The 24,693-nt window shown below is 69.5% G+C and carries 21 protein-coding genes and 2 tRNA genes; 11 read left to right on the top strand and 12 right to left on the bottom strand.

Annotation, left to right across the window (positions count from 1 at the left end):
* The first annotated feature begins 61 nt into the window (after positions 1 to 61).
* Complete coding sequence (locus OG959_RS26120) at positions 62 to 1,060, top strand: hypothetical protein (protein ID WP_326662252.1); 999 nt, start codon at positions 62 to 64, stop codon at positions 1,058 to 1,060.
* Positions 1,061 to 1,134: 74 nt separating this feature from the next.
* Here the strand turns inward: OG959_RS26120 and clpX are convergent, their stop codons facing one another.
* The 5 genes from clpX to OG959_RS26095 all read right to left on the bottom strand — a co-directional run bounded on the left by clpX (position 1,135) and on the right by OG959_RS26095 (position 5,847).
* On the bottom strand, positions 1,135 to 2,433 hold the full coding sequence (clpX, locus tag OG959_RS26115) for an ATP-dependent Clp protease ATP-binding subunit ClpX (RefSeq protein WP_326662250.1): 1,299 nt from the start codon (positions 2,431 to 2,433) through the stop codon (positions 1,135 to 1,137).
* Between the two features lie 157 nt (positions 2,434 to 2,590).
* Positions 2,591 to 3,274, bottom strand: a complete 684-nt coding sequence (locus OG959_RS26110; RefSeq protein ID WP_326662248.1) for an ATP-dependent Clp protease proteolytic subunit — start codon at positions 3,272 to 3,274, stop codon at positions 2,591 to 2,593.
* Positions 3,275 to 3,353: 79 nt separating this feature from the next.
* Positions 3,354 to 3,959, bottom strand: coding sequence for an ATP-dependent Clp protease proteolytic subunit (locus OG959_RS26105; protein ID WP_326666613.1), 606 nt, complete (start codon positions 3,957 to 3,959; stop codon positions 3,354 to 3,356).
* A 265-nt stretch (positions 3,960 to 4,224) separates the two neighbouring features.
* On the bottom strand, positions 4,225 to 5,619 hold the full coding sequence (gene tig / locus OG959_RS26100; RefSeq protein WP_326662246.1) for a trigger factor: 1,395 nt from the start codon (positions 5,617 to 5,619) through the stop codon (positions 4,225 to 4,227).
* 151 nt (positions 5,620 to 5,770) lie between these two features.
* A tRNA-Pro gene (locus OG959_RS26095) sits at positions 5,771 to 5,847 on the bottom strand.
* A gap of 165 nt (positions 5,848 to 6,012) precedes the next feature.
* Between OG959_RS26095 and OG959_RS26090 the strand changes: the two genes are divergently transcribed.
* A tRNA-Gly gene (locus OG959_RS26090) sits at positions 6,013 to 6,086 on the top strand.
* A gap of 111 nt (positions 6,087 to 6,197) precedes the next feature.
* On the opposite strand, the gene OG959_RS26085 is transcribed toward OG959_RS26090, so the two are convergent.
* Positions 6,198 to 6,392 carry a hypothetical protein gene (locus OG959_RS26085; protein ID WP_326662244.1) on the bottom strand — a complete coding sequence of 65 codons (195 nt, stop codon included), beginning with the start codon at positions 6,390 to 6,392 and terminating at the stop codon, positions 6,198 to 6,200.
* 490 nt (positions 6,393 to 6,882) lie between these two features.
* Between OG959_RS26085 and OG959_RS26080 the strand changes: the two genes are divergently transcribed.
* Complete coding sequence (locus OG959_RS26080) at positions 6,883 to 8,049, top strand: acyltransferase family protein (RefSeq protein WP_326662243.1); 1,167 nt, start codon at positions 6,883 to 6,885, stop codon at positions 8,047 to 8,049.
* Between the two features lie 89 nt (positions 8,050 to 8,138).
* On the opposite strand, the gene OG959_RS26075 is transcribed toward OG959_RS26080, so the two are convergent.
* Positions 8,139 to 8,624, bottom strand: a complete 486-nt coding sequence (locus tag OG959_RS26075) for an HD domain-containing protein (protein WP_326662241.1) — start codon at positions 8,622 to 8,624, stop codon at positions 8,139 to 8,141.
* A 182-nt stretch (positions 8,625 to 8,806) separates the two neighbouring features.
* Between OG959_RS26075 and OG959_RS26070 the strand changes: the two genes are divergently transcribed.
* Positions 8,807 to 9,970, top strand: a complete 1,164-nt coding sequence (locus OG959_RS26070; RefSeq protein ID WP_326662239.1) for a cation:proton antiporter — start codon at positions 8,807 to 8,809, stop codon at positions 9,968 to 9,970.
* A gap of 57 nt (positions 9,971 to 10,027) precedes the next feature.
* On the opposite strand, the gene OG959_RS26065 is transcribed toward OG959_RS26070, so the two are convergent.
* Positions 10,028 to 11,173, bottom strand: coding sequence for a PP2C family protein-serine/threonine phosphatase (locus tag OG959_RS26065; RefSeq protein ID WP_326662237.1), 1,146 nt, complete (start codon positions 11,171 to 11,173; stop codon positions 10,028 to 10,030).
* A gap of 105 nt (positions 11,174 to 11,278) precedes the next feature.
* On the opposite strand from OG959_RS26065, the gene OG959_RS26060 reads away from it, so the two are divergent.
* Complete coding sequence (locus OG959_RS26060; RefSeq protein ID WP_326662235.1) at positions 11,279 to 12,511, top strand: GNAT family N-acetyltransferase; 1,233 nt, start codon at positions 11,279 to 11,281, stop codon at positions 12,509 to 12,511.
* Between the two features lie 109 nt (positions 12,512 to 12,620).
* Here the strand turns inward: OG959_RS26060 and OG959_RS26055 are convergent, their stop codons facing one another.
* On the bottom strand, positions 12,621 to 13,430 hold the full coding sequence (locus tag OG959_RS26055) for an Fpg/Nei family DNA glycosylase (RefSeq protein WP_326662233.1): 810 nt from the start codon (positions 13,428 to 13,430) through the stop codon (positions 12,621 to 12,623).
* 84 nt (positions 13,431 to 13,514) lie between these two features.
* A complete protein-coding gene (locus OG959_RS26050; RefSeq protein WP_326662231.1) occupies positions 13,515 to 14,003 on the bottom strand; it encodes a ribose-5-phosphate isomerase in 489 nt (162 codons plus the stop codon).
* Between the two features lie 232 nt (positions 14,004 to 14,235).
* Here OG959_RS26050 and OG959_RS26045 point away from each other — a divergent pair, with 232 nt between their 5' ends.
* Positions 14,236 to 15,696 (top strand): amino acid permease, encoded by a 1,461-nt coding sequence (locus OG959_RS26045; protein ID WP_326662229.1) that lies wholly within the window; start codon positions 14,236 to 14,238, stop codon positions 15,694 to 15,696.
* Positions 15,697 to 15,783: 87 nt separating this feature from the next.
* A complete protein-coding gene (locus tag OG959_RS26040) occupies positions 15,784 to 17,082 on the top strand; it encodes an FAD-binding oxidoreductase (RefSeq protein WP_326662227.1) in 1,299 nt (432 codons plus the stop codon).
* Here OG959_RS26040 and OG959_RS26035 read toward each other — a convergent pair.
* A complete protein-coding gene (locus OG959_RS26035; RefSeq protein WP_148018696.1) occupies positions 17,063 to 17,659 on the bottom strand; it encodes a biotin transporter BioY in 597 nt (198 codons plus the stop codon). The two genes, OG959_RS26040 and OG959_RS26035, sit on opposite strands and share 20 nt — an antisense overlap.
* 398 nt (positions 17,660 to 18,057) lie before the next feature.
* Here OG959_RS26035 and OG959_RS26030 point away from each other — a divergent pair, with 398 nt between their 5' ends.
* The 3 genes from OG959_RS26030 (at position 18,058) to OG959_RS26020 (ending at position 20,993) form a co-directional block, all read left to right on the top strand.
* Positions 18,058 to 19,479, top strand: a complete 1,422-nt coding sequence (locus OG959_RS26030; RefSeq protein WP_326662223.1) for an amino acid permease — start codon at positions 18,058 to 18,060, stop codon at positions 19,477 to 19,479.
* Positions 19,480 to 19,657: 178 nt separating this feature from the next.
* Complete coding sequence (locus OG959_RS26025; RefSeq protein WP_326662221.1) at positions 19,658 to 20,299, top strand: superoxide dismutase; 642 nt, start codon at positions 19,658 to 19,660, stop codon at positions 20,297 to 20,299.
* A gap of 160 nt (positions 20,300 to 20,459) precedes the next feature.
* Positions 20,460 to 20,993, top strand: coding sequence for a DUF4240 domain-containing protein (locus OG959_RS26020; protein WP_326662219.1), 534 nt, complete (start codon positions 20,460 to 20,462; stop codon positions 20,991 to 20,993).
* Between the two features lie 51 nt (positions 20,994 to 21,044).
* On the opposite strand, the gene OG959_RS26015 is transcribed toward OG959_RS26020, so the two are convergent.
* On the bottom strand, positions 21,045 to 21,695 hold the full coding sequence (locus OG959_RS26015; RefSeq protein ID WP_326662217.1) for a mycothiol-dependent nitroreductase Rv2466c family protein: 651 nt from the start codon (positions 21,693 to 21,695) through the stop codon (positions 21,045 to 21,047).
* 134 nt (positions 21,696 to 21,829) lie between these two features.
* Here OG959_RS26015 and pepN point away from each other — a divergent pair, with 134 nt between their 5' ends.
* The gene (pepN, locus tag OG959_RS26010; protein ID WP_326662215.1) at positions 21,830 to 24,442 is read left to right on the top strand and encodes an aminopeptidase N; all 2,613 of its coding nucleotides are present in this window, start codon (positions 21,830 to 21,832) and stop codon (positions 24,440 to 24,442) included.
* The last annotated feature ends 251 nt before the right edge of the window (positions 24,443 to 24,693 follow it).

Raw genomic sequence — 24,693 nt, 5'->3', positions numbered from 1 at the left:
CCGCGGGCCGTCCGTCAGGATGTTCGGAACGCATAAGCATCACGAACAGGGGACACCGCAGATGAGCTACAACCAGCCGGGCCCGTACGGTGGCCAGCCGCCGCAGGGCCAGCCCGGACCGTACGGCCAGCAGCCGGGCCCCTACGGCGGTCAGCCGCCGCAGGGCCCGCCGCAGGGGCAGCCCGGTTATGGCTACCCGCAGCAGGCCCCCCAGGGCGTCCCGCCCCAGCAGCAGCCCCCGCAGCCGGGCTACGGCTACCCGCAGGCCCAGCAGCCCGGCCCCTACGGCCAGCAGCCCCCCACTCCCCCGTACGGCGGCCAGCCGGCCTACGGCGGCCAGCCCCCGTTCCCGCCGGCCGCTCCGCCGAAGAAGAAGACCGGCCTGATCGTCGGCGGCGTGATCGTGGCGCTGGCGGTCATCGGGGGCGGGGTGTACATGCTGACGTCGGGCGGTGCCAGCAACAGCGACGTCTCGGACTCCACCAAGGGGTACAAGCTGACGCCGGCGGCGACGCTGGACGGGTACAAGAAGCAGGCCGGCTCCGGGGAGTCGGGAGCACCGACCGGTTCCGAGAAGACCAAGCTCGAAGGTCTCGGCATCAAGAACCCGCAGAAGGCGGGTGCCACGTATCAGTCCGGCTCCGAGGACAACCCGCTCGCGCTGAAGTCGGTCACGCTCTCGGGTTACTGGGGTGACGTCACCGACCCGGCGAAGGTCATCGACAACGCGTTCAACAACGCGGAGTCGGAGTTCACGAAGGGCGAGGACGGGATGGATGTCCAGCGTGTCGGCAGCCCCGAGGCCGTCACGCCGGACGGCTTCAAGGGCGCCCTCATGAAGTGCCAGGAACTCAAGGTGCTGAACAAGGAGGGCGACGGCACCGCCGCCAAGGGGCCGAAGGAATTCACCATTCCCGTCTGTGTCTGGGCCGACTACGGCACCGTGGGCACCGTGATGGGCGTGGACGTGGGCCTCTCCATGACCGGCAAGGGAATGGCACAGGACGAGGTGGCGGACGTGACCGCCAAGCTCTACAACACCTCCCGCACCAAGATCTGACCCACGCAACGCGAAGGGGCGCCCCTCCGGCCGAACCGGCGGGGCGCCCCTTCGCGTACGTCTCTACGACACCGCTACGCGGACTTCTCGTGCCGCCCGTCGTCGCCCTTGCCGATCGTCCGCGGCTCGCGCGGGACCAGCGTCGGGTTGACGTTGTTGCGGACCACGTCCGAGGTGATGACGACCCGGGCGACGTCCTTGCGGGACGGCACCTCGTACATCACCGACTGGAGGACCTCCTCCATGATGGCGCGCAGTCCGCGCGCGCCGGTCTGGCGCAGGATCGCCTGGTCGGCGATGGCCTCCAGCGCCTCGCGCTCGAACTCCAGCTCCACACCGTCGAGTTCGAACAGCCGCTGGTACTGCTTCACCAGGGCGTTGCGCGGCTCGATGAGGATCTGGAGCAGCGCCTCGCGGTCCAGGTTGTGGACCGAGGTCAGGACCGGGAGGCGGCCGATGAATTCGGGGATCATGCCGAACTTCACCAGGTCCTCCGGCATGACCTCCTGGAACTGGTCGCTCGCCTGGATCTCCCGCTTGGAGCGGATCGTGGCGCCGAAGCCGATGCCCTTGGCGCCGGCCCGGGACTCGATGATCTTCTCCAGACCGGAGAAGGCGCCGCCCACGATGAACAGCACGTTCGTCGTGTCGATCTGGATGAACTCCTGGTGCGGGTGCTTCCGGCCGCCCTGCGGCGGCACGGAGGCGGTGGTGCCCTCCAGGATCTTCAGCAGGGCCTGCTGGACGCCCTCGCCGGAGACATCGCGGGTGATCGACGGGTTCTCGCTCTTACGGGCGACCTTGTCGATCTCGTCGATGTAGATGATCCCGGTCTCGGCCTTCTTGACGTCGTAGTCCGCGGCCTGGATCAGCTTCAGCAGGATGTTCTCGACGTCCTCGCCGACGTAGCCGGCCTCCGTCAGCGCCGTCGCGTCGGCGATGGCGAACGGGACGTTGAGCATGCGGGCCAGCGTCTGCGCGAGGAGGGTCTTGCCCGAGCCCGTGGGGCCGAGCAGCAGGATGTTGGACTTGGCGAGTTCGATCGCGTCGTCGCGGTTCGCGCCGCCGCCGTTCTCGCCTGCCTGGACCCGCTTGTAGTGGTTGTACACAGCGACCGAGAGGGCCTTCTTCGCGGGCTCCTGCCCGACGACGTATCCCTCGAGGAACTCGTAGATCTCGCGGGGCTTGGGAAGTTCCTCCCAGCGGACCTCGCTCGTCTCCGCGAGCTCCTCCTCGATGATCTCGTTGCAGAGATCGATGCACTCGTCGCAGATGTACACACCGGGTCCCGCGATGAGCTTCTTCACCTGCTTCTGGCTCTTTCCGCAGAACGAGCACTTGAGCAGGTCGCCGCCATCACCGATGCGTGCCACGAGGTGCTTCCCCTTCGCCTGGGATCCGCCTGGTTCAGCGGCTCCTGGTGCCTCTATCCGACGGTACCTTGCCTGGGCCCCCGTTCGGGCCCCCCTTGGCACGGTTCACACGGCCGGGGCCGGGTGACCCTGCCGTACCAAGGGGTAAAGGCCGACGTCAGGCGGCCGCTCCGGCCGCGCTCTTACGGGTCGAGACGATCTGGTCGACCAGGCCGTAGGCGAGGGCGTCATCGGCGGTCAGGATCTTGTCGCGCTCGATGTCGTCACGGATCTTCTCGATCGGCGTGGTGGAGTGCTTGGCCAGCATCTCCTCCAGCTGGCTCCGCATCCGCAGGATCTCGTTGGCCGCGATCTCCAGGTCGGAGAGCTGCTCACGGCCGGTCTGCGACGACGGCTGGTGGATCAGGACACGGGCGTTCGGCAGCGCCATGCGCTTGCCCGGTGTGCCGGCGGCCAGCAGCACCGCGGCGGCGGAGGCCGCCTGGCCCATGCAGACCGTCTGGATGTCCGGCTTCACGAACTGCATCGTGTCGTAGATCGCGGTGAGCGCGGTGAACGAGCCGCCGGGGCTGTTGATGTAGATGGAGATGTCCCGGTCCGGGTCCATCGACTCCAGGCACAGCAGCTGCGCCATGACGTCGTTGGCGGACGCGTCGTCGATCTGCACACCGAGGAAGATCACGCGCTCCTCGAAGAGCTTCGCGTACGGGTCGTACTCACGCACGCCCTGCGAGGTGCGCTCCACGAAGCGCGGGACGATGTAGCGGTTGTCCACCTGCGGGCCGGTGTAGAGGCCGCTCGCGGACGCGCCGGGGAAGTTGTTCATGTGGGTGTTCACCATCCTGGTGGCGTTCTGTGGGCTGGGTGTCTCGGCGTACGAGAGATGCGGTGCGGTACGGCGCGATCCGGTGGGACCCGGATCAGGCGCCGGTGCCGCCGCCGCCCGGAACGCCCGACGCGATCGTGATGATCTCGTCGATGAGGCCGTACTCCTTGGCCTCGTCCGCGGTGTACCAGCGGTCGCGGTCGCCGTCGCGGATGATCGTCTCCACGGTCTGGCCGGAGTGGCGGGCGGTGATCTCCGCCATCCGCTGCTTGGTGCGCAGCAGGTACTGGGCCTGGATCTTGATGTCCGAGGCGGTACCGCCGATACCGGCCGAACCCTGGTGCATGAGGATGTCGGTGTTCGGGAGCGCGAAGCGCTTGCCGGCGGTGCCACCGGTGAGCAGGAACTGGCCCATCGAGGCCGCCATGCCCATACCGATGGTGACCACGTCGTTCGGGATGTACTGCATGGTGTCGTAGACCGCCATGCCGGCTGTCACCGAACCGCCGGGGCTGTTGATGTAGAGGTAGATGTCCTTCTCCGGCTCGGCGGCAAGGAGGAGGAGCTGCGCGGTGATCTTGTTGGCGATGTCATCGTCTACGGCCTGGCCGAGGAAGATGATGCGTTCGCCGAGCAGTCGGCTGTAGACCTGGTCACCGAGGCCTCCACCGAGGGACGGCTCTCCGGCGGCGTAGGGCATCAGATTCGTCACGTATCCACCTGCTCGTCTCTGACGGCTCCGGCCGTCTCAGCGTCTTCGTACCGGGTGGGCCGGGACTCCCCGACCCTTCCTCTTCATGGACCCTAACGCGCAGGTGGGACAACGCCATCCCGCTTCCGCAACTGTTCGCTGGGAGCGCAAGCTCCGCAGTCCGCCCAAGGGTTGTGGGGGGCGGCCGCCGAAACGACGACGGGCTCCGGACGCGGTGGCGTCCGGAGCCCGTCGTGCGGGTTCAGCGCGAGGCTCAGGCCTCGGTCTTCTCCTCGGCGGCGTCGGCGGTGCCCTCGGCGGCCTCGACCACCTCGGCTGCCTCCTCCGTCGCCTCTTCGTCGTCCTCCAGCTCGACGACCTCACCGTTGGTGTCGATGACCTTGGCGGCCTCGACGACCACGGCCAGCGCCTTGCCGCGGGCGACCTCGCCGACGAGCATCGGAACCTGGCCGCCCTCGACGACGGCCTGGGCGAACTGGTCGGGGCTCATGCCGGAGGACTGCGCGCGCCGCAGGAGGTGCTCGGTGAGCTCCTCCTGGTTGACGTTCAGCTTCTCCTTGTTGACGAGCTCGTCCAGGATGAACTGGGTCTTGATGCCCTTGACGGCCTGCTCGGACGTCTCGGCCTCGAACTCCTCGAGGGTCTTGCCCTGGATCTCCAGGTACTTCTCGAGGTCGAGACCCATCTGGCCGAGCTGGTGGTGCTCCAGGTTGTGCTTGCGGGTCTGGACCTCGTCCGCGAGCAGCTTCTCCGGGATCGGGACCTCGGCGAGCTTCAGCAGCTCCTCGAGGACGCGCTCCTGGGCCTGGGTGGCCTGCTCGTACTGCTTGGTGTCCTCCAGGCGCTTGCGGCTGTCCGCCTTCAGCTCCTCCAGCGTGTCGAACTCGCTGGCCATCTGGGCGAAATCGTCGTCCAGCTCGGGGAGCTCACGGGCGGCGACGGCGGTGACCTTGACGGTGACCTCCGCGTCCTTGCCCTCGGCGGAGCCGCCCTTCAGCGCGGAGGTGAAGGTGGCCTCGCCACCCGCCTCCAGGCCGGTGACGGCGTCGTCGATGCCTTCGAGGAGCTCGCCGGAACCGATGGTGTACGAGACACCCTCGGCCACGCCGTCCTCGAGGACCTCGCCCTCGACCTTGGCCTGCAGGTCGATGGTGACGACGTCACCCTCGACGGCGGCGCGCTCGACCGGGTTGGTCGAGGCGAAGCGCTCGCGGAGCTGCTCCACGGCCTTCTCGACGTCCTCGTCGCTGACCTCAAGGGCGTCGACGGTGACCTCGATGCCGGAGTAGTCCGGGATCTCGATCTCGGGGCGTACGTCAACCTCGGCGGTGAAGGAGAGCAGTTCGCCGTCCTTCAGCTCCGTGATGTCGACCTCCGGCTGGCCGAGGACGTTGAGCTCACCCTCGTTGACGGCCTCGGTGTAGAACTTCGGGAGCGCGTCGTTGACGGCCTCCTCCAGCACTGCGCCACGGCCGAACCGCTGGTCGATGACCCGGTTGGGGATCTTGCCCTTGCGGAACCCCTTCACCGTGACCTGCTGGTTGATCTTCTTGTACGCCGCGTCGAGGCTGTCCTTGAGCTCCTCGAAGGGCACCTCAATGCTGAGCCGAACCCGGGTCGGGTTCAGGGTCTCCACGGCGCTCTTCACGGTTCGGTCTCCTTGGTGGCTGACTTCTTGGGGTTCTGCTCCACCGCACAGGAGGCGGCTTCGCGGACCGAGCCCGGTACATCAGACACACGGGCACGCATTTTGCATAGTAACGGCAAGGGGGAGAACTCCCACAATGCGATCTTGCCGGTGGTCGGGGTGGCCGGATTCGAACCGACGACCTTCCGCTCCCAAAGCGGACGCGCTACCAAGCTGCGCCACACCCCGTCGGTGCGACACGTAGGGTACATGCAGACAGGCGGTGCATCGGACGCTTTACGCGGGCTTCGCCGGACTCGGCGCCTCGCGTCGTCATCGGGTGTGCGCTCAGCGCCCACGACCCGCTACGATGCTTCTCGTGCCGCGGTCCCCGTGACCTGCGGTGCGCTGCATGCGGGCGTAGCTCAATGGTAGAGCCCTAGTCTTCCAAACTAGCTACGCGGGTTCGATTCCCGTCGCCCGCTCCATGCTTCGGGCCCGGCCCGGCGGATCCCTTCGGGGATGTCCGCCGGACCGGGCCCTTCGCGTGTCCCGGGTGCGTCCGCCGGGGCGGTCGCACCGCCCCGGGGCCGGAGGCCTCAGAAGCTGATCTCGTTGATGCTCTGCGCTATCGAGTCCATGAACCTCTGGATCGACGGCGCCATGCCGGTCGATGCCAGGAAGAAGCCGAAAAGCACCGCGACGATCGCGGGTCCGGCCTTGATGGAGCCACCTCGGATCAGGACCACCAGGATGATCGCCAAAAGAAGCACCACGGACAGTGAAATGGCCACGACTGCTCACACCCTCGGTCGGTCCGCCTTGCCGGCCCGGAGGTGTGCGGCCGCGCACCCCTCCGTTGCCGTCCATCGTGCCACCAACTCCCCTGTGGTCGCTGCCAGGTGACGAATCGACCTGGCGATATCGCGCCAACTTGCGCCCCCTGCGCCCCCTGTGCGCCGGTCACTTGACGAGGTCCGGGCACGCCCCCGGCCGGGCTGCCGCACGGACGGCGCCGGGGCGCTCAGCAGCGGAAATCCGGGACGGCGCGGCAATTGCAACGGGTGTCGTTTCCGTACCCACACAGTTTATTCACAGGCATTACCCGTGTCCGGTCGAGACATAATTCACCCACCCCAACTGCCTGGCGATATGCACGATTTAAGCGGGATTAACACGTCCATATCGGACAGATTTCGATGGTTTGGCATTTGATCCGATGGGAACACGCGATATCCGACGGCCGTTTTACGAATTGCAATCGAGACGTCTAGGGTGCCTGAGATGTTCCAAGCTCCGAACGTATTTCAGAGGGCCACGCTCCCACCGGCGACCCGGGAGTCGGAGCCCAGACGCCCAGCACCGACGGCGACGGACAACGGTCACGCACCGGCCCCCGCCCGGCCTGCCCAGCCGGCCGGTGCCGACCGGACGGCCGGCACGAAGAGGCGTGACGCCTACTTCGACAACGCCAAGTACCTGGCCATCGTGCTGGTCGCGGTGGCCCACTCGTGGGTGCCGGTCATGGACGGGAGCAGGGCCGCGCGTGCGCTGTACATGGTGACGTACACGTTCCACATGCCGGCTTTCATCATCATCTCCGGTTATTTCTCACGCTCGTTCGACATGAGCCCGGCCAAGGTGAAGCGTCTGGTCACCGGAGTCGCCGTGCCGTATGTGGTGTTCGAGACGGCGTACTCGCTGTTCCGGCGGTACGCGGACGATCCCGACGCCGCGATCACCCTGACCGAGCCCTGGTACCTGACCTGGTTCCTGGCCGCCTTGTTCATCTGGCGGCTCACCACGCCCCTGTGGCGCAGCCTGCGTCACCCGGTGGCGGTCTCGCTCGTCATCGCGTCCCTTGCCTCGCTCGCCCCCGGCATCGGTGACGATCTCGACCTGCCGCGCGTCCTGCAGTTCCTGCCGTACTTCGTGTTCGGGCTCCAACTCAAGCCCGAACATTTCCAGTTGGTCCGTCGCCGTGAAGTACGGCTGCTCGCCCTGCCGCTGTTCGCCATCGCGCTGGTCTTCGCCTACTGGGCGGCGCCCCGGATGGAGCTGGGCTGGTTCCTGCGCAACTCGGCCGCCCAGGACATGGGCAATCCGTGGTGGAGCGGCGTGGTGATGACGTTCGCGCTGTTCGGCTGCGCGACGCTGCTCACCGCCGCCTTCCTGTCCCTGGTCCCACGGCGCCACATGTGGTTCACGGTCCTCGGGGCCGGCACGATCTGCGGCTATCTGCTGCACGGGTTCATGGTGAAGGGCGCCACGTACGCCGGTGTCTTCGACCGGAACGAGTGGCTGATCTCCCCGACCGGTCTGGTCCTGGTCAGCGTCGTCGCCGCGGCCGGGGTGACGCTGCTGTGCACGCCGCCGGTGCGACGCGCCCTGCGCTGCGTGACCGAACCGGACATGAACTGGGCCTTCCGGCGGGAGTCCGCGAAGCTCTGAGCGCGGGACATCACACACCCGGAACACCCCCGGACATCCGCATACGTCGGAGCCCGGCCCGCTCATGGGCCGGGCTCCGACGTGTTGGCTCAATCCTGCCGCTCGGCGGGCGGTTGCGGTGCGGTGAGCCCGAGCAGCCCCCGTACCAGCGCATACTTCTCGGTCAGCCGGGTACGGGTCGCCGGTTCCAGCACCGCGAGGCGGGCCGGGTCGGCGTTGTGTGCGAGGTCGGCCTCCTTGATCAGCAGGGCGCCGGGCGTCGCCAGGATGCGCCGGGTGTACGCCGCCGGCTCCTCGCCGTCCCGCTTGGTGACGGCCAGCACCATGTCCTTGACCTGCTGCGGAAGTGCGGCATCGGCCAGCCACCGCTCCGTCAGGGCATCGTCCTCGACCGCGTCGTGCAGCCAGGCCGCGGCGATCTGGTCGTCGCTGCCGCCCCGCGCCCGCACCCCCTCGGCGACGGCCGCGAGGTGCTCGCTGTAGGGCCGGCCCGCCTTGTCCCGCTGTGCGGCATGGGCCTCGCGGGCGATCGCCTCTACTTCGGCCAGGGTCAGCTGTGCTCGGGGTGCGGTCATGGCACGAGCGTAGGAGAGGTCGCACCGCCGATGCCCACCCTTCGCCGCGAGGCCATCGGGACCGTCATAGTTGCAGCGTCAATCGTTCGGTAAACTAATTACTGACGATTCCTTGACGCTCTCTTGACCCGACGACCCGACGAAGGATCAAGCTCATCGGACACGCAGACACGCTCATCGCCATGGGCGGCGCCTTCCTCGCCGCCGCAGTCCTCGCCCGCGTCGGCAGCCGCATCGGGCTTCCGACCATCCCCCTGTTCATCCTGGCCGGGATCCTCCTCGGCCCGCACACCCCCGGCATCGTTCTCGTCGCCGACCCGCACGACCTGGAGATGCTCTCCGCACTCGGTCTGGTGCTGCTGCTCTTCTACCTCGGCCTGGAGTTCCACCTCGACGACCTCAAAGCGGGCGGCCGCAAGATGGCGGTCGCGGGCGGCGCCTATCTCGCCCTGAACGTCGGTGCCGGACTCGGCTTCGGCTTCGCGCTGGGCTGGGGCACGTCGGAGGCACTGGTCCTCGCCGGGGTGCTCGGCATCTCCTCGTCGGCCATCGTCACCAAGGTGCTCGTGGACCTCGGCCGCATCGGCAACCCGGAGACCAAGCCGATCCTCGGCATCATCGTCGTCGAGGACGTGTTCCTCGCCCTGTACCTGGCGGCCCTCCAGCCCATCCTCTCGGGCGCCGACAGCCTCGCGTCGGCCGCGGTCGACGGCGGCAAGGCCTTCGGATTCCTTCTGCTCCTCGCGCTGGCCGCCCGGTTCGGCACCAAGGTCATCGGCAAGCTCATCAACACCCGGGACGACGAGCTCCTCGTCATCTCCTTCCTCGGCGCCGCCGTCCTCGTGGCCGGGGTCTCGGAGTGGTTCGGGGTGGCGGACGCCATCGGCGCCTTCATGGTGGGCCTGATGCTCGGCAGCACCACCTCGGGGGAACGCATCCTCAAGCTGGTCCACCCGCTGCGCGACGCCTTCGGAGCGATCTTCTTCTTCGCGTTCGGCCTGTCCATCAACCCCGGCGACCTGCCGACCGTGCTGTGGCCGGTGCTGGCCGCCGTGGCGGTGACCCTCGCCATGAACGTCGTCGCGGGACTCGCCGCCGCCAAGGTGTACGCGTTCGGCCCGCAAGCCACGGCGAACATCTCCACGACCCTGGTGGCGCGCGGCGAGTTCGCCCTGATCCTCGCCACGATGGCGGCGGGCGCGGGGCTGGACGAACGGCTCTCCCCGTTCATCGCGGGCTATGTGCTCGTCCTCGCGGTCCTGGCTCCCCTGGCCGCCGGGCGCTCGCACTGGCTGGCCCGGTTGCTGCCCGGCGGGCGCGAGGCGGTTCCGCTCCCGATCCGGTGAGGGAGCGGTCCGCGTTGACGTACGTCCGGTTCGGGCCGGTTCTGTACGGTTCCGGATTCAGGACCGGCGAGACAGCAGCAGCAGCGCCCGGTCGTCGTTGACGTCCTTGGCGCAGGCCTCGATGAGATGCCAGGCCGCGCCCTCGAAGCCCGTGGTGACATAGCGGTCGGCCTCGCCCGTCAGCCGGTCGATGCCTTCCGCGATGTCCCGGTCGGATGCCTCCACCAGACCGTCGGTGAACAGCATCAGGACGTCGCCGGGCGCCAGATGGCCCTTCACGGTGTCGAACTCCGCCCCGTCGTAGACCCCGAGCAGCGGGCCCTCCGCCGCCATCTCCTCCCACTGGCCGCTGCCGGCGTGGAGCTGGAGGGCCGGCGGGTGGCCTGCCGAGAGGAGTTCGTAGTCGCCCGACTCCAGGTCCAGCACCAGATGGATGGAGGTGGCGAAGCCCTCGTCCCAGTCCTGGCGCAGCAGATAGCCGTTGGCCGCGGGCAGGAAGCCGTGCGGCGGCAGCGATCCGAGCAGACCGCCGAAGGCACCGGAGAGCAGCAGCGCCCGGGAGCCGGCGTCCATGCCCTTGCCGGAGACGTCGGTGAGCACGGCCTCCAGGGTGCGGCCGCCGTTGGTGCGGGCCGCCACGACGAAGTCCCCGGAGAAGGACTGGCCGCCGGCCGGACGCAGCGACATCTCGCGGTGCCAGCCCTGCGGGAGCCGGGGCAGCGCGCTCTGGATCCGGATGCGTTCGCGCAGGTCGAAGAGCATGGTGCCGCCGCGTCGCCACGGCACGCCGACCCGTGCGCGGAACTGGGCGAGGATCAGGCCGAGGAACCCGCAGGCGGCGACCGTCAGCACGGTGCCCGGGGTGACCCTGGCCGGGCCGTCCTCGTAGGGGCCGAGCCAGAGGGACTCCACGATCAGGGCCGCGGCGGCGGTCGCGTACAGGCCGAGCAGGCTGGCGGGCCGCAGCAGCAGGCCGCCGGCGACGATCGGCAGGACGAGCACGGTCGGCGAGCACCACACGGGGTTCAGCAGGGTCGCGCAGGTGATCGCGGGAATGGTCAGCAGCAGCGCGACCAGGGCGATCCAGTCCGAGCCGTCCCCGCGGAAGTAGTCGACTCCGGACCGGCGCAGCGTGGTGCGTACCCGGTGCGCCGATTTCCTCAATCGGGCCGGATATGTCTCTGCTCCTGCGCGTCGGGCCATTGCGGGGACCTTATCCACCCGGCGGGCTCCGGTGCAGGGGGACCCCTGTGACAATGTGTTCGAAAACGACTCGCCTCGCTGAGAAAGCCCTGGTAGGGATGGCATATGACAACTGAGCTCCGTGTTTTGCAGCCTTCCGAATGGAACCAGTGGTTCTCGTCCCTGGAGCTCGCGTTCGGCGGGTCCCAGGAGCCCGCTGAGCAGCGCGAGCAGTACCGGTCCGTGACCGAGTACGAGCGGTCGATCGGGATCTGGGACGGCGACGACGTGGTCGCGACGACGGGCGCGTTCACCTTCCGGCTGGCCGTGCCCGGCGGAGCGCTGGTCCCCGCGGCAGGGGTCACGATGGTGAGCGTCGCGTCCACGCACCGCAGGCGCGGTCTGCTGACCTCGATGATGCGCCGCCAGCTCGACGACGTACGGGCCCTGGGTGAGCCGATCGCGGTGCTGACGGCGTCGGAGCCGGAGATCTACGGCCGCTTCGGGTACGGGGCGGCGACCCGCCAGATGTCCCTGGCGATCGATACGGACCGGGTGCGGCTGAGCGTGCCCGAGGGCACGGACGAGGTCCGGCTGCGGTACGCGCGCAAGGACGAGGCGGTCGACGCGTGCGAGAGCGTGTACGCGCGGCTGGTTCCGGGCCGGCCGGGCACCCCGGCCCATGGCCCCGGCTGGGAGCGCAAGTCACTGATGGATCCGGAGAGTTCACGCGCGGGCGGCTCGGCGCTGCAGTGTCTGCTGGCGGAACGTGACGGCGAACTCGTCGGCTACACGAACTACCACATCAAGCCGGACTGGGACGATGCGGGCCCCAAGGGACGCATCGTGGTGAGCGATCTGGCGGCGCTCGACCCGGCGGCCTACGCGGCGCTGTGGCGGTTCCTCTTCGCGATCGACCTGACGTCGACGGTCGAGGCACGGAACCGGCCGACGGACGACGCGGTGCTGCATCTGGTGTCGGACGTGCGGCGGTGCGACATCCGGCAGCGGGACTCGCTCCATCTGCGGCTGGTGGACGTGGGCGCCGCGCTGGAGGCGCGGACCTACCGGGGGCCGCTGGACGTGGTGTTCGAGGTCGAGGACGCGTTCTGCCCCTGGAACGCCGGACGTTGGCGGCTGACCGCCGACGCGAAGGGCGGCGCGTCGTGCAAGCGCACCGAGGACGCGGCTGATCTGGCGCTCTCCGTACGGGAGTTGGGCACCGCGTACCTGGGCGGCGAGTCACTGGGTTCACTGGCCCTGGCCGGGCGGGTCCGGGAGCTGCGGGCCGGAGCGGTGGCGGAGGCGTCGTCGGCGTTCCTGTCCGACGTGGCGCCGTGGCTGCCGCGGGGGTTCTAGACGGGGGGCGGTAGCTGCCGCGAGGGGTCCGGGAGGATGCGGGTTCGTCCGGCGACGGGCTCTGTCCTCAATCGCCGGACGGGCTTGATCTGCCGGACGGGCGTCGCCGCTACGCGGACTGGCAGTCCGGGCACCAGAACAGGTTCCGGGCCGCCAGGTCCGCGGTGCGGATCTCCGTGCCGCAGATGTGGCAGGCCTGCCGGGCTCGCCGGTAGACGTACACCTCGCCGCCGTGGTCGTCCACGCGCGGCGGGCGGCCCATCGCCTCGGGCAGGTGCTCGGGGCGCACGGTGTCGATGCGGTTGTTCCGTACGCCCTCACGCATCAGCGCGCCCAGGTCCGACCAGATCGCGTCCCACTCGCGGCGGGTGAGGTCCCTGCCGGCCCGGTACGGGTCGATGCCGTGCCGGAACAGCACCTCCGCCCGGTACACGTTGCCCACGCCCGCGACGACCTTCTGGTCCATCAGCAGGGCGGCCACGGTGATCCGGCTGCGGGAGATCCGCTGCCAGGCCCGCTCGCCGTCGTCGCCGGGGCGCAGCGGGTCGGGGCCCAGCCGGTCGTGTATCGCGCGCTTCTCGGCGTCGGTGATCAGCGCGCAGGCGGTGGGGCCGCGCAGGTCCGCGTGGTGCGCGTCGTTCAGGAGGCGCAGCCGGACCGTGTCGGTGGGCGGCGGGGCCGGGACCGTACCGAATCCGAGCTTGCCGAACAGGCCGAGGTGGATGTGGACCCAGCCGGTGTCCTCGAAGCCGAGGAACAGGTGCTTGCCGTGGGCTTCCGCGCCGGACAGGACCCGGCCGTCGAGCAGGGCGGCGCTGTCGGAGAACTTTCCCTGCGGGCTGCTCACCCGCGCGGGCCGTCCGGCGAACCGGTCCCGGTGGTCGTCCGCGAGGCGGTGGATGGTGTGTCCCTCGGGCACGGCTGCGGGTCTCCTCGGTGAGGCGGGGGCGGACATGGCTGTGCCGCCGGGGGTACCGGCGGCACAGTTCAGGATATGGGGTGGTCAGCCCTGCTGCGGGTGGTGGGCCGGGATCGGGGGGAGCTCGCCGGTGTTCTCGTACGCGGTGAGCATCTCGATGCGGCGGGTGTGCCGCTCCTCGCCCGAGTACGGGGTCGTCAGGAAGATCTCGACGAACTTGGTGGACTCCTCGGCCGTGTGCATCCGGCCGCCGATGGAGATCACGTTGGCGTTGTTGTGCTCGCGGCCCAGCGCGGCGGTCTGCTCGCTCCAGGCGAGTGCGGCGCGGACGCCCTTCACCTTGTTCGCGGCCATCTGCTCGCCGTTGCCCGAGCCGCCGATCACGATGCCGAGGCTGTCCGGGTCCGCGGCCGTCTTCTCGGCGGCGCGCAGGCAGAACGGCGGGTAGTCGTCCTGGGCGTCATAGATGTGAGGACCGCAGTCGACGACTTCGTGGCCCTGGGCCTCGAGCCACTCGACGAGGTGGTTCTTGAGTTCGTAACCGGCATGGTCGGATCCGAGGTACACGCGCATGGGAGGAGTGTGGCACGAGCGACGCCGGGTAACCGACGACGGGGTGCCGTGTGGCCCCGATGTGCGGGCCCTGTGTGCGCAACGCCACTGAGGCAACGATCCGGTCAACGAATCGGAGTGAGGGGTTCCGCTTTCGGGGTTCGCCGGGCTTCAATGCATCGCTCGCCGCTCCACCACCGTGGGTGCGGCGAGTCACGCAACCGAGTGATCCGAAAACGTAAGGATTCGATCCATGACGTCGCAGACGACTCTGGCAGGGCCGGGCCACCAGCCCGACGGGCCGGACCGTTCGGACCGGACGGAGTCCCAGGACGGACTCCAGGCCGGTCTCAAGAACCGTCACCTCTCGATGATCGCGATCGGCGGTGTGATCGGCGCGGGCCTGTTCGTGGGCTCCGGGGCCGGCATCGCCGCCGCCGGACCGGCGATCCTGCTGTCGTACGCACTGGTCGGCCTGATGGTCGTCTTCGTGATGCGGATGCTCGGCGAGATGGCGGCCGCCCGCCCCGCATCGGGCTCCTTCTCCACCTACGCCGACCAGGCGCTGGGCCGCTGGGCCGGGTTCTCGATCGGCTGGCTGTACTGGTTCTTCTGGGTCGTGGTGCTCGCCGTCGAGGCCACGGCGGGTGCCAAGATCCTGGAGAGCTGGGTGCCGGGGGTGCCGCAGTGGGGCTGGGCACTGATCGTGATGCTGGTGCTGACCGCGACGAACCTGGTCTCCGTCGGTTCGTACGGAGAGTTCGAGTTCTGGTTCGCCGGGATCAAGGTGGTGGCGATCGGCGCGTTCGTGATCGTCGGCCTGCTCGCCGTCTTCGGGGTGCTGCCCGGGTCGGACCACGCCGGATCCGGACTGGCCCATCTCACCGACACCGGCGGCTTCTTCCCCGAGGGTCCGGGAGCGATCCTCACCGGGGTGCTGATGGTCGTCTTCTCGTTCATGGGCAGCGAGATCGTGACCCTGGCGGCCGGCGAGTCGGAGAACCCGCAGCGCGCCGTCCAGAAGGCCACCAACAGCGTCATCTGGCGGATCGCCGTCTTCTACCTCGGCTCGATCTTCGTCGTGCTGACCCTGCTGCCGTGGAACGACCCGTCGATCCTGGACAAGGGCAGCTATGTCGCGGCGCTCGACGTCATCGGCATCCCGCACGCCGGCCAGGTGATGGACGTCATCGTGCTGACGGCCGTGCTGTCCTGCCTGAACTCCGGTCTCTACACGGCTTCCCGGATGGCCTTCTCGCTCGGCGGCCGCGGTGACGCCCCCAAGGCGTTCGCCCGGACCAACAAGCGGGGCGTGCCGCAGGCGGCGATCCTCTCCTCCGTCGTCTTCGGGTTCGTGGCCGTCTTCTTCAACTACCAGTGGCCCGACACCGTCTTCGCGTTCCTGCTGAACTCCTCCGGCGCGGTCGCGCTGTTCGTCTGGCTGGTCATCTGCTTCACCCAGCTGCGGATGCGCGGCATCATCCTGCGCGAGTCGCCCGAGAAGCTCGTCGTACGGATGTGGCTCTTCCCGTATCTGACCTGGGCGACCATCGCCATGATCTCGTTCGTGCTGGTCTACATGCTGACCGACGACGCGGGACGCGAGCAGGTACTGCTCTCGCTGCTGGTCGCGGTGCTGGTGGTGGCCGTCTCCCTGGTCCGTGAGGCGCGCAGGCGCCGGAACGGCGAGCCGGCCGTGACCGTCGAGAAGTGATCATCCATACCTGACGGACGTTGTCAGGTAGAGCGGGGAGGCTCTCCGTCGTCAGCGCATCGAGCGAGCGACTGGAGAGCCTCCGCCATGACTGCCGCCCCCACCGGGTACCAGACCGGTTTCACGATCCGCCCGGACCTCGTCGTCGAGGCCGCCGAAGCCGAGGACGTACGCACCGCCGTGACCCGGGCCGCCCGGGACGGGCTCCGGGTGGGCGTCCACGCCACCGGCCACGGGCTGGCCGGACCCGTCGAGGGCGGCGTCCTGATCGTCACCCGCGCCATGGACTCGGTCCTGGTCGACCCTGTGCGCCGTACCGCCCGGATCGGCGCGGGTGTCACCTGGGGTCAGGTGATCGAGGCCGCCGCCCCGCACGGGCTCGCCCCGCTGAACGGCTCCTCCCCCGGGGTCGGCGCGGTCTCGTACACGCTCGGCGGCGGGCTGGGCGTGCTGGCCCGGGAGTTCGGCTACGCCGCCGACCTGGTCCGCTCGTTCGACGTGGTGACGGGGGACGGGATGCTGCGTCATGTCACCGCCGCGGACGAGCCCGAGCTGTTCTGGGGGCTGCGCGGCGGAGGACACCGGCTGGGTGTAGTGACCGGGATGGAGACCGGGCTGGTCCCGGTGGCCCGGCTGTACGGCGGCTCGATCGCCTTCGACGGGGACGGGGAAGCCGGCGCGCGGGTGCTCCGGCGCTACCTGGAGTGGTCCCGGTCCGTGCCCCCGGCGCTGACCTCCTCGGTCGGCGCGCTCGTGTACCCGGACCTCCCGCAGGTGCCGCAGGAGTTGCGCGGCCGGTACGTGATCTCGGTGCGGGTGGCGTACACGGGCACCGCGGACGAGGGCGAACGCCTCGTCGCACCGCTGCGGAGGATCGGACCCGCACGGGCGGACTCGCTGCGGGAGATGCCGTACGCCGACAGCCACACCATCCACAGCGATCCGCCGTTCCCGCACGCCTACTACGGGGACGGGCTGATGCTGAGCGGGATCGATCCCGGCCGTGCGGCAAGGGTGCTGGAGCTGACCGGGCGGAAGGCGCCGATGATGACCGTGGTGCAGCTCAACCACCTGGGCGGCGCCCTGGCCGCCGCCCCGGACCCCGGCAACGCGGTCCCGTACCGGGACGCCGGTTACCTCCTGCGGCTGCTGTCACCGCTCGACGGCACGGACGTGGCGTCGGTCCGGTCGCTGTACGAGGAGGTGGCCGCGGCCCTGGGGCCGCTGGTCGTCGGCCGTTCGCTGAACTTCTCCTTCGGCGGCGGGGACCGCACGGAGGGGTTCCACGACCTCCGGACACGCGAGAGGCTCGCCGGTCTGGTGTCGCGTCACGACCCGGCGAACCTCTTCGGAGGGAGTTACGGCATCAGCCGCGACGGCCGATGAGCTTCCAGGACGCCGGCAGCGCGCCCATCGCGAGCGCCGCCTTCAGCGCGTCGCCGAGGAGGAACGGCGTCAGGCCGGCCGCGATGGCGGCGCTCGCCGACATGCCGGTGGACAGCGCCAGGTAGGGCACGCCGACCGCGTAGATGATCGCCGAGCCGAGCACCATCGTGCCCGCGGTACGCAGCACGGAGCGGTCGCCGCCGCGGCGGGCCAGGCCGCCGACCACGGTGGCGGCGAGCAGCATGCCGAGCACGTAGCCGAAGGAGGCACCGCCCGCGCCGGAGCTGCCGGCGGAGAACCACGGCATGCCGGCCATGCCGACGAGCGCGTACACGGCGAGCGCGAGGAAGCCGCGGCGGGCGCCGAGCGCGGTGCCGACCAGGAGCGCGGCGAAGGTCTGGCCGGTGACCGGGACCGGGGAACCGGGGACCGGGACGGCGATCTGGGCCGCTATGCCGGTCAGCGCGGCGCCACCGAGCACCAGGGCGGTGTCCACGGCGTAGCGGTGCCGGGCGGCGGGCAGCAGATCGGCGAGGACCGCTCCGGTACGGACGGGGGCGGCGGCAGCAGTGCTCATCGGGACTCCGCGGGGTGAGGGCAGGTGGGGACAGACTGAGGCTGACGTTAGCCGACGGAGCATGGCTGGATCACCATCAGCGGCCCACAAAGGGACGGTTGAGGGATTGGTGGGGTTCGCACAAAGGTCGGCATGCAATCACGTCGGGGCGTGATGCTCGTCACGGAGGTGGGGACGGATGCGGCAGGCGCCGAGCGGGCAGGCCTCGGGCGTGCCGACTGTGAATTCCCTCTAAAACGACGGTCCATGGCCGCGGACGGCTCCACGCGGCCGGGTGTGCGCGGCGTGTGAGCCTGGTGACCGTATAGCGGACAGCTGTTCCTCGTGAACGGGGCGCGTGTTCAGACTGTGTACACGTCGTACACGCCCCCCACTCGCCGACCGAACAGAGCTCGTCCATGCCTCGGACCTCCGCGCCTCCCCCCACAGGCTCCCCGGCCGTCGCCTCCGACCCCGGAAGCGACTCGGCCCTCACCCACGGACTCAAGCAGCGCCATCTGTCGATGATCGCCCTCGGCGGTGTCATCGGCGCCGGACTCTTCGTCGGCTCCGGCGCGGGCATCGCCGCCGCCGGGCCCTCGATCGTCATCGCCTACGCGGTCTCCGGACTGCTGGTCATGCTCGTGATGCGCATGCTCGGCGAGATGTCGGCGGCCAACCCGGCCTCCGGCTCCTTCTCCGTCCACGCCGAGCGGGCGATCGGCCCCTGGGCGGGATTCACGGCCGGCTGGGCGTTCTGGGTACTGCTCTGTGTCGCCGTCGGCCTGGAGGGCATCGGTGCCGCGCAGATCATCGGCGGCTGGTTGCCCGGGACCCCGGAGTGGGCCTGGGTGGCGCTGTTCATGGTGGTGTTCCTGGGGACGAACCTGGCCTCGGTGACGAAGTTCGGCGAGTTCGAGTTCTGGTTCGCGGCGCTCAAGGTCGCCGCGATCACGCTGTTCCTGGTGCTGGGCGTGCTGGCGATCCTCGGGGTACTGCCGGGCACGGACGCCCCGGGCACGGCCAACCTCAGCGGTGAGGGCGGCTTCATGCCGAACGGCTCCGAGGGCCTGGTCATCGGGCTGCTGGCCTCCGTCTTCGCGTACGGCGGCCTGGAGACGGTCACCATCGCCGCGGCGGAGTCCGAGAACCCGGTGCAGGGTGTCGCGAAGGCCGTGCGGACGGCGATGTGGCGGATCGCGCTGTTCTACGTCGGCTCGATGGCGGTCATCGTCACGCTGGTCCCGTGGGACGACGCGAAGGTCGTGGAGGTCGGGCCGTTCTACGCGGCCCTGGACCACCTCGGCATCGGCGGCGCGGCGGAGATCATGAACGTGGTCATCCTGGTGGCGCTGCTCTCGGCGATGAACGCGAACATCTACGGCGCCTCCCGCATGGCCTGCTCGCTGGTCGCCCGCGGTCAGGGCCCGAAGCGGCTCGGCCGGGTCACCTCCGGCGTCCCGCGCACGGCGGTCCTGGTCTCGTCCGTGTTCGGCTTCCTGTGCGTGCTGCTGAGCTACTGGCGCCCGGACGACGTGTTCCCGTGGCTGCTCAACATGATCGGCGCGGTGATCCTGGTCGTCTGGATCTTCATCGCGGTCTCCCAGCTGATCCTGCGCGCCCGGCTGGAGCGCGAGGCGCCCGAGAAGCTGGTGGTGCGGATGTGGCTCTTCCCGGGCCTGACGGTGGTGGCGCTCCTCGCCATGGCCGGCATCTTCCTCCTGATGCTCCGCCAGCCCGACACCCGCGACCAGCTGCTGGCGACGGGTGCGCTGACGGCGGTCCTGATCGCGATCGGGGTCGTACGGCAGCGGCGCGCCGCGGCCACCACGGACCAGTAGCCCCGGTACACGACACGCCGGGCGGGCCCGATCACTCGGGCCCGCCCGGCTTTTCCGTGCGCCCACGGACACGTGGTCCTACGCCGAAGGGCTGATGACCCCTCACCCACTCCTACTGTTAGCCTGCTCTTGCACATAGGTTGCAATAACAACTATTCAGCAGCTGGAGGGTTCGATCATGGCCACGTACACGCTCCCGGAACTCCCGTACGACTACGCGGCGCTCGAACCGGTCATCAATCCGCAGATCATCGAGCTCCACCACGACAAGCACCACGCCGCGTACGTGAAGGGCGCCAACGACACCCTGGAGCAGCTGGCGGAGGCACGGGACAAGGAGGCGTGGGGCGCGATCAACGGGCTCCAGAAGAACCTCGCGTTCCATCTCTCCGGCCACATCCTCCACTCGATCTACTGGCACAACATGACCGGCGACGGCGGCGGCGAGCCCCTGGCCGCGGACGGGGTCGGCGACCTCGCGGACGCGATCACCGACTCGTTCGGCTCCTTCGCGGGCTTCAAGTCCCAGCTGACGAAGGCCGCGGCCACCACACAGGGCTCCGGCTGGGGCGTCCTCGCGTACGAGCCGCTCAGCGGCAGGCTGATCGTCGAGCAGGTCTACGACCACCAGGGCAACGTGGGCCAGGGCTCGGTCCCGGTCCTGGTCTTCGACGCCTGGGAGCACGCCTTCTATCTCCAGTACAAGAACCAGAAGGTCGACTTCATCGAGGCGATGTGGCGCGTCGTCAACTGGCAGGACGTGGCGAAGCGCTACGCCGCCGCCAAGGAGCGCGCGGACGTGCTGCTGCTCGCGCCCTGAACTCCGGCGCACCGAGAACGTCCTGCCTCGTGATCGTCTTCTCAACCTTCACCGGGCAGGCGGATGAAGGAAGGCCCCCGCGAGGACGTGACTCGCGGGGGCCTTCTGTGTGCGGGCGGGGGCGCCTTCACTGTCAGACCCCTGCCGCATGCTTCGTCCCATGGACACCAAGGACTTCTGGAAGCTGATCGACGACGCGCGCACCCTGGTCGTCGACCCCGCCGACGCCGAGGCCGTGGCCGGGCGGGCGACGGCGCTGCTCGCCGAGCGGCCGGCCGACGAGATCCTCACCGCGCAGCAGTTGCTGTGGGACCTGATGGCGGCTTCCTACCGGGCCCCGCTCTGGGCCGCGGCGTACACGATCAACGGCGGCTGCTCGGACGACGGTTTCGACTACTTCCGGGGCTGGCTGATAGCGCAGGGCCGGGAGGTGTTCGAGCGGGTGGTGACCGCCCCGGACACGCTGGCCGGGCTGCCGGTGGTCAGGGCGGCGGCGGCCGAGGAGGTGGATCTGGAGTGCGAGGCGGTGCTCGGGGTGGCGTGGGACGCGTACCTGGAGGCGACGGGCGAGAAGTTGCCGCAGGACGCGTTCACCATCGACTACCCCGAGCTGGATCCGGAGTGGGACTTCGACTTCGACGACGCCGAGCGGGTGGCGCTGCGGCTGCCGCAGCTGGACGCGCTGTACGGGTGAGGGGCGCGGTCTGCGGGGCCGGCCGACGACCGGCCCCGCAGCGCGACACGGTCAGTCGAAGACGGGGCCCTGCGTACGGGTCCGCTTGATCTCGTAGAAGCCGGGGATCGACGCCACCAGCAGCGTGCCGTCCCACAGTTTCGCCGCGTCCTCGCCCTTCGGGGCGGGGGTGACGACCGGGCCGAAGAAGGCGATCTGCTCGCCGTCCGCGCCGGGCACCGCGATGACCGGGGTGCCGACGTCCTGGCCGACCTTGTCGATGCCCTCCTGGTGGGAGGCGCGCAGTTCGGTGTCGTACGTGTCGGAGTCGGCGTACTCCGCGAGCTCGGCCGGCAGGCCGACGTCCTTCAGCGCACCCACGATCGCCTCGCGGGTGGGGCCTTCGCCCTGGTTGTGGAAACGGGTGCCGAGGGCGGTGTACAGCGGGCCGACGATGTCGTCGCCGTGCTTCTGCTGGGCGGCGATCACCACGCGGACCGGGCCCCAGGCCTTGTTCTCCAGCATGTCGCGGTACTCGTCGGGCAGCTCGTCCAGCCGGTTCTCGTTGAGCACGGCCAGGCTCATCACGTGCCAGCGGACCTCGACGTCGCGGACCTTCTCCACCTCCAGCATCCAGCGGGAGGTCATCCAGGCCCAGGGGCAGAGCGGGTCGAACCAGAAATCGGCGGGGGTCTTGCCGGTCACCGTGCTGTTGTCAGACATCTCTCTCCTCATGAGGACCTATCGCATCCTGTGGCCGAGAACACCGCCGGACGGTTCCGCCATTCCCGAATGCCGGGCCGGAAGACGGCATGGGAGGATCAAAGTATTCGAACGTGACACAAAGGAGTGTGCTCGTGCCCGGTGAGAACCTGTCCCGCGACGAGGCCCATGAGCGGGCCGAGCTGCTGACCGTCGACGGTTACGACGTCGTGCTCGACGTCCGTTCCGCGGTCGGTGGCCCCGACGGGGAGGGCGAGCAGACCTCCGGTCCGCGGACCTTCCGTTCGGTGACGACGATCCGGTTCCGCTCGGCGCGTGCCGGTGCGACGACGTTCGCCGACCTGATCGCCCCGTCCGTGAACGCGGTGACCCTGGACGGTACGGTGCTCGACCCGGCCACCGTCTTCGACGGGGTCCGCGTGACCCTGGCGGACCTGTCGGAGGGCGAACACGTCCTGGTGGTCGACGCGCAGTGCGCGTACAGCAGGACCGGCGAGGGCATGCACCGCTTCGTCGACCCGGAGGACGGCGAGGTCTACCTCTATACGCAGTACGAGCCGGCGGACGCGCGGCGCGTCTTCGCCAACTTCGAGCAGCCCGACCTCAAGGCCCCCTTCCGCTTCCGGGTGACGGCCCCCGAGGAGTGGACGGTCTGGAGCAACGGGGCCGAGGAGTCCCGCGACGGCGGCGTGTGGCGGTTCGCCGAGACGAAGCCGATCTCGACGTACATCACGGCGGTCGTCGCCGGTCCGTACCACTACGTGACCGACTCCTACAGCCGTACGTTCGATGACGGCACGACGCTGGAGATCCCGCTCGGCGCGCTGTGCCGCAAGGGGCTCGCCCGGCACTTCGACGCGGACGACGTCTTCCTGATCACCAAGCAGGGTCTGGACTTCTTCCACGACAACTTCGACTACCCGTACCCGTTCGGCAAGTACGACCAGGCGTTCGTGCCCGAGTACAACCTCGGCGCGATGGAGAACCCGGGCTGTGTCACGTTCCGCGAGGAGTACATCTTCCGCGGGAAGGTGACGCGGGCGGCGTACGAGAGCCGGGCCAACGTCATCCTGCACGAGATGGCCCACATGTGGTTCGGCGACCTCGTCACCATGCAGTGGTGGGACGACCTGTGGCTGAAGGAGTCGTTCGCCGACTTCATGGGCGTCTTCGCGATGGTGGAGTCCACCCGGTTCGAGGACGGCTGGATCACCTTCGCCAACAACCGCAAGTCCTGGGCCTACCGCGCCGACCAGCTGCCGTCCACCCACCCGATCACGGCCGACATCCGTGACCTGGAGGACGCCAAGCTGAACTTCGACGGCATCACGTACGCCAAGGGCGCCTCGGTGCTCAAGCAGCTGGTGGCCTACGTGGGACGGGACGCCTTCCTGGAAGGCGCGCGGCGCTACTTCAAGAAGCACGCCTACGGCAACACACAGCTGGGCGACCTGCTGTCGGTGCTGGCCGAGACGTCCGGCCGGGACATGACCTCGTGGTCGCGCTCCTGGCTGCAGACCGCCGGCGTCAACTCGCTGACCCCGGTGGCGACCTACGACGCCGCGGGCCGGATCACCGAGCTGGCCGTCCTCCAGGAGGCGGCCGAGTCCCACCCGGAACTGCGGCCGCACCGGGTCGCGGTCGGCCTGTACCGGCGTACGCCCGACGGTGAACTGGCGCGTTACGCGCGGGCCGAGGCTGATGTGGCGGGTCCGCGCACCGTGATCACTGAGCTGGCCGGGGCCGAGCGGCCCGAGCTGATCCTCGTCAACGACGACGACCTGACGTACTGCAAGGTCCGCTTCGACGAGGTGTCGCTGGCCACGCTCCGGGAGCACCTGGGCGACATCACGGACCCGCTCGCGCGGGCCCTGTGCTGGTCCGCGCTGTGGAGCCTCACCCGGGACGGGCTGATGCCGGCCCGCGACTTCGTCTCGCTCGTCCTGGCCTTCTCCGGCCGGGAGACCGACATCGGCGTGCTCCAGATGCTGCACACCTGGACCCGGACGGCGCTGACGCACTACGCGGCCCCGTCGTGGCGCGAGGAGGGCGGCCGCGCGCCGGCCGAAGGCGCGCTGCGCGAGCTGCGGCTCGCGGCGCCGGGCAGCGAACCCCAGCTGGCCTGGGCCCGCTTCTTCGCCGCGGTCGCCTCCTCGGAAACGGACTTCCAGCTGCTGTCCGGGATGCTCGACGGCACGGCCCGGATCGACGGGCTCGACGTCGACCAGGAACTCCGCTGGGCGTTCCTGTCCCCGCTGGTCTCGCACGGCGCGGCCGACGAGGCGGCCGTCGACGCCGAACTGGCCCGCGACGACACGGCATCCGGGAAGCGGCATCACGTGCGCTGCCTGGCCTCGCGGCCGTCGGCCGCGGTGAAGGCTCAGGCGTGGGCGGGCGTCGTGGAGTCGGACGCCCTGTCCAACGCGCTGGTGGAGGCCACGATCCTGGGCTTCTCGCAGTCCTCGCAGCGGGAGTTGCTGGCGCCGTACGCGGCCCGGTACTTCGAGGTGATCGAACGGGTGTGGGCCGAGCGGTCCATCCAGATCGGGATGGCCGTGGTCAAGGGCCTGTTCCCGGACCTTCAGGACGACCCCGCCACCCTGGCGGCGACGGACGCGTGGCTGGCGGAGCACGCGGATGCGGCGCCGGCGCTGCGGCGGCTGGTGCTGGAGGCCCGGGACGACCTGGCACGGGCGCTGCGGGCCCAGGCGTGTGACGGCAAAGCCGTTGACGGCGAAGCCGTCTGAGGGCGATTCGAGCCTTCCGGAGTGACGTCCTCGTCGGGGTGCCGGTCACCTCGGCGAGGGTTCCGTCCTCAAACGCCGGACGGCTGGAACGGGGCCCCGAGGGCGTGCGCGTGTGGCGCCCGGCCGGCGCGATGCGCCCCCGGTGACCGGCTCATAATCCCTGGCGGGTCCACCCTTTTCGGCAGTCGAACGTCCGTACTTTAGGACGGCGTTGTCCTGGAATGTCGACGGGCCTGTAACAGGGGTTAAGG

Source organism: Streptomyces sp. NBC_00385 (assembly GCF_035917155.1).
Classification (GTDB): Bacteria; Actinomycetota; Actinomycetes; order Streptomycetales; family Streptomycetaceae; genus Streptomyces; species Streptomyces poriferorum.
The sequence above is the reverse complement of the archived record's forward strand: the minus strand, read 5'-3'. Positions and strand labels throughout refer to the sequence as shown.

Excerpts from the sequence above, each read along its gene's own strand:
- OG959_RS26120 (WP_326662252.1), top strand. The coding sequence starts at position 62 with ATGAGCTACAACCAGCCGGGCCCGTACGGTGGCCAGCCGCCGCAGGGC.
- OG959_RS26110 (WP_326662248.1), bottom strand. The coding sequence starts at position 3,274 with ATGGTGAACACCCACATGAACAACTTCCCCGGCGCGTCCGCGAGCGGC.
- OG959_RS26105 (WP_326666613.1), bottom strand. The coding sequence starts at position 3,959 with ATGCCCTACGCCGCCGGAGAGCCGTCCCTCGGTGGAGGCCTCGGTGAC.
- OG959_RS26080 (WP_326662243.1), top strand. The coding sequence starts at position 6,883 with ATGTTCCAAGCTCCGAACGTATTTCAGAGGGCCACGCTCCCACCGGCG.
- OG959_RS26075 (WP_326662241.1), bottom strand. The coding sequence starts at position 8,624 with ATGACCGCACCCCGAGCACAGCTGACCCTGGCCGAAGTAGAGGCGATC.
- OG959_RS26070 (WP_326662239.1), top strand. The coding sequence starts at position 8,807 with ATGGGCGGCGCCTTCCTCGCCGCCGCAGTCCTCGCCCGCGTCGGCAGC.
- OG959_RS26065 (WP_326662237.1), bottom strand. The coding sequence starts at position 11,173 with ATGGCCCGACGCGCAGGAGCAGAGACATATCCGGCCCGATTGAGGAAA.
- OG959_RS26060 (WP_326662235.1), top strand. The coding sequence starts at position 11,279 with ATGACAACTGAGCTCCGTGTTTTGCAGCCTTCCGAATGGAACCAGTGG.
- OG959_RS26050 (WP_326662231.1), bottom strand. The coding sequence starts at position 14,003 with ATGCGCGTGTACCTCGGATCCGACCATGCCGGTTACGAACTCAAGAAC.
- OG959_RS26045 (WP_326662229.1), top strand. The coding sequence starts at position 14,236 with ATGACGTCGCAGACGACTCTGGCAGGGCCGGGCCACCAGCCCGACGGG.
- OG959_RS26040 (WP_326662227.1), top strand. The coding sequence starts at position 15,784 with ATGACTGCCGCCCCCACCGGGTACCAGACCGGTTTCACGATCCGCCCG.
- OG959_RS26035 (WP_148018696.1), bottom strand. The coding sequence starts at position 17,659 with ATGAGCACTGCTGCCGCCGCCCCCGTCCGTACCGGAGCGGTCCTCGCC.
- OG959_RS26030 (WP_326662223.1), top strand. The coding sequence starts at position 18,058 with ATGCCTCGGACCTCCGCGCCTCCCCCCACAGGCTCCCCGGCCGTCGCC.
- OG959_RS26025 (WP_326662221.1), top strand. The coding sequence starts at position 19,658 with ATGGCCACGTACACGCTCCCGGAACTCCCGTACGACTACGCGGCGCTC.
- OG959_RS26020 (WP_326662219.1), top strand. The coding sequence starts at position 20,460 with ATGGACACCAAGGACTTCTGGAAGCTGATCGACGACGCGCGCACCCTG.
- OG959_RS26015 (WP_326662217.1), bottom strand. The coding sequence starts at position 21,695 with ATGTCTGACAACAGCACGGTGACCGGCAAGACCCCCGCCGATTTCTGG.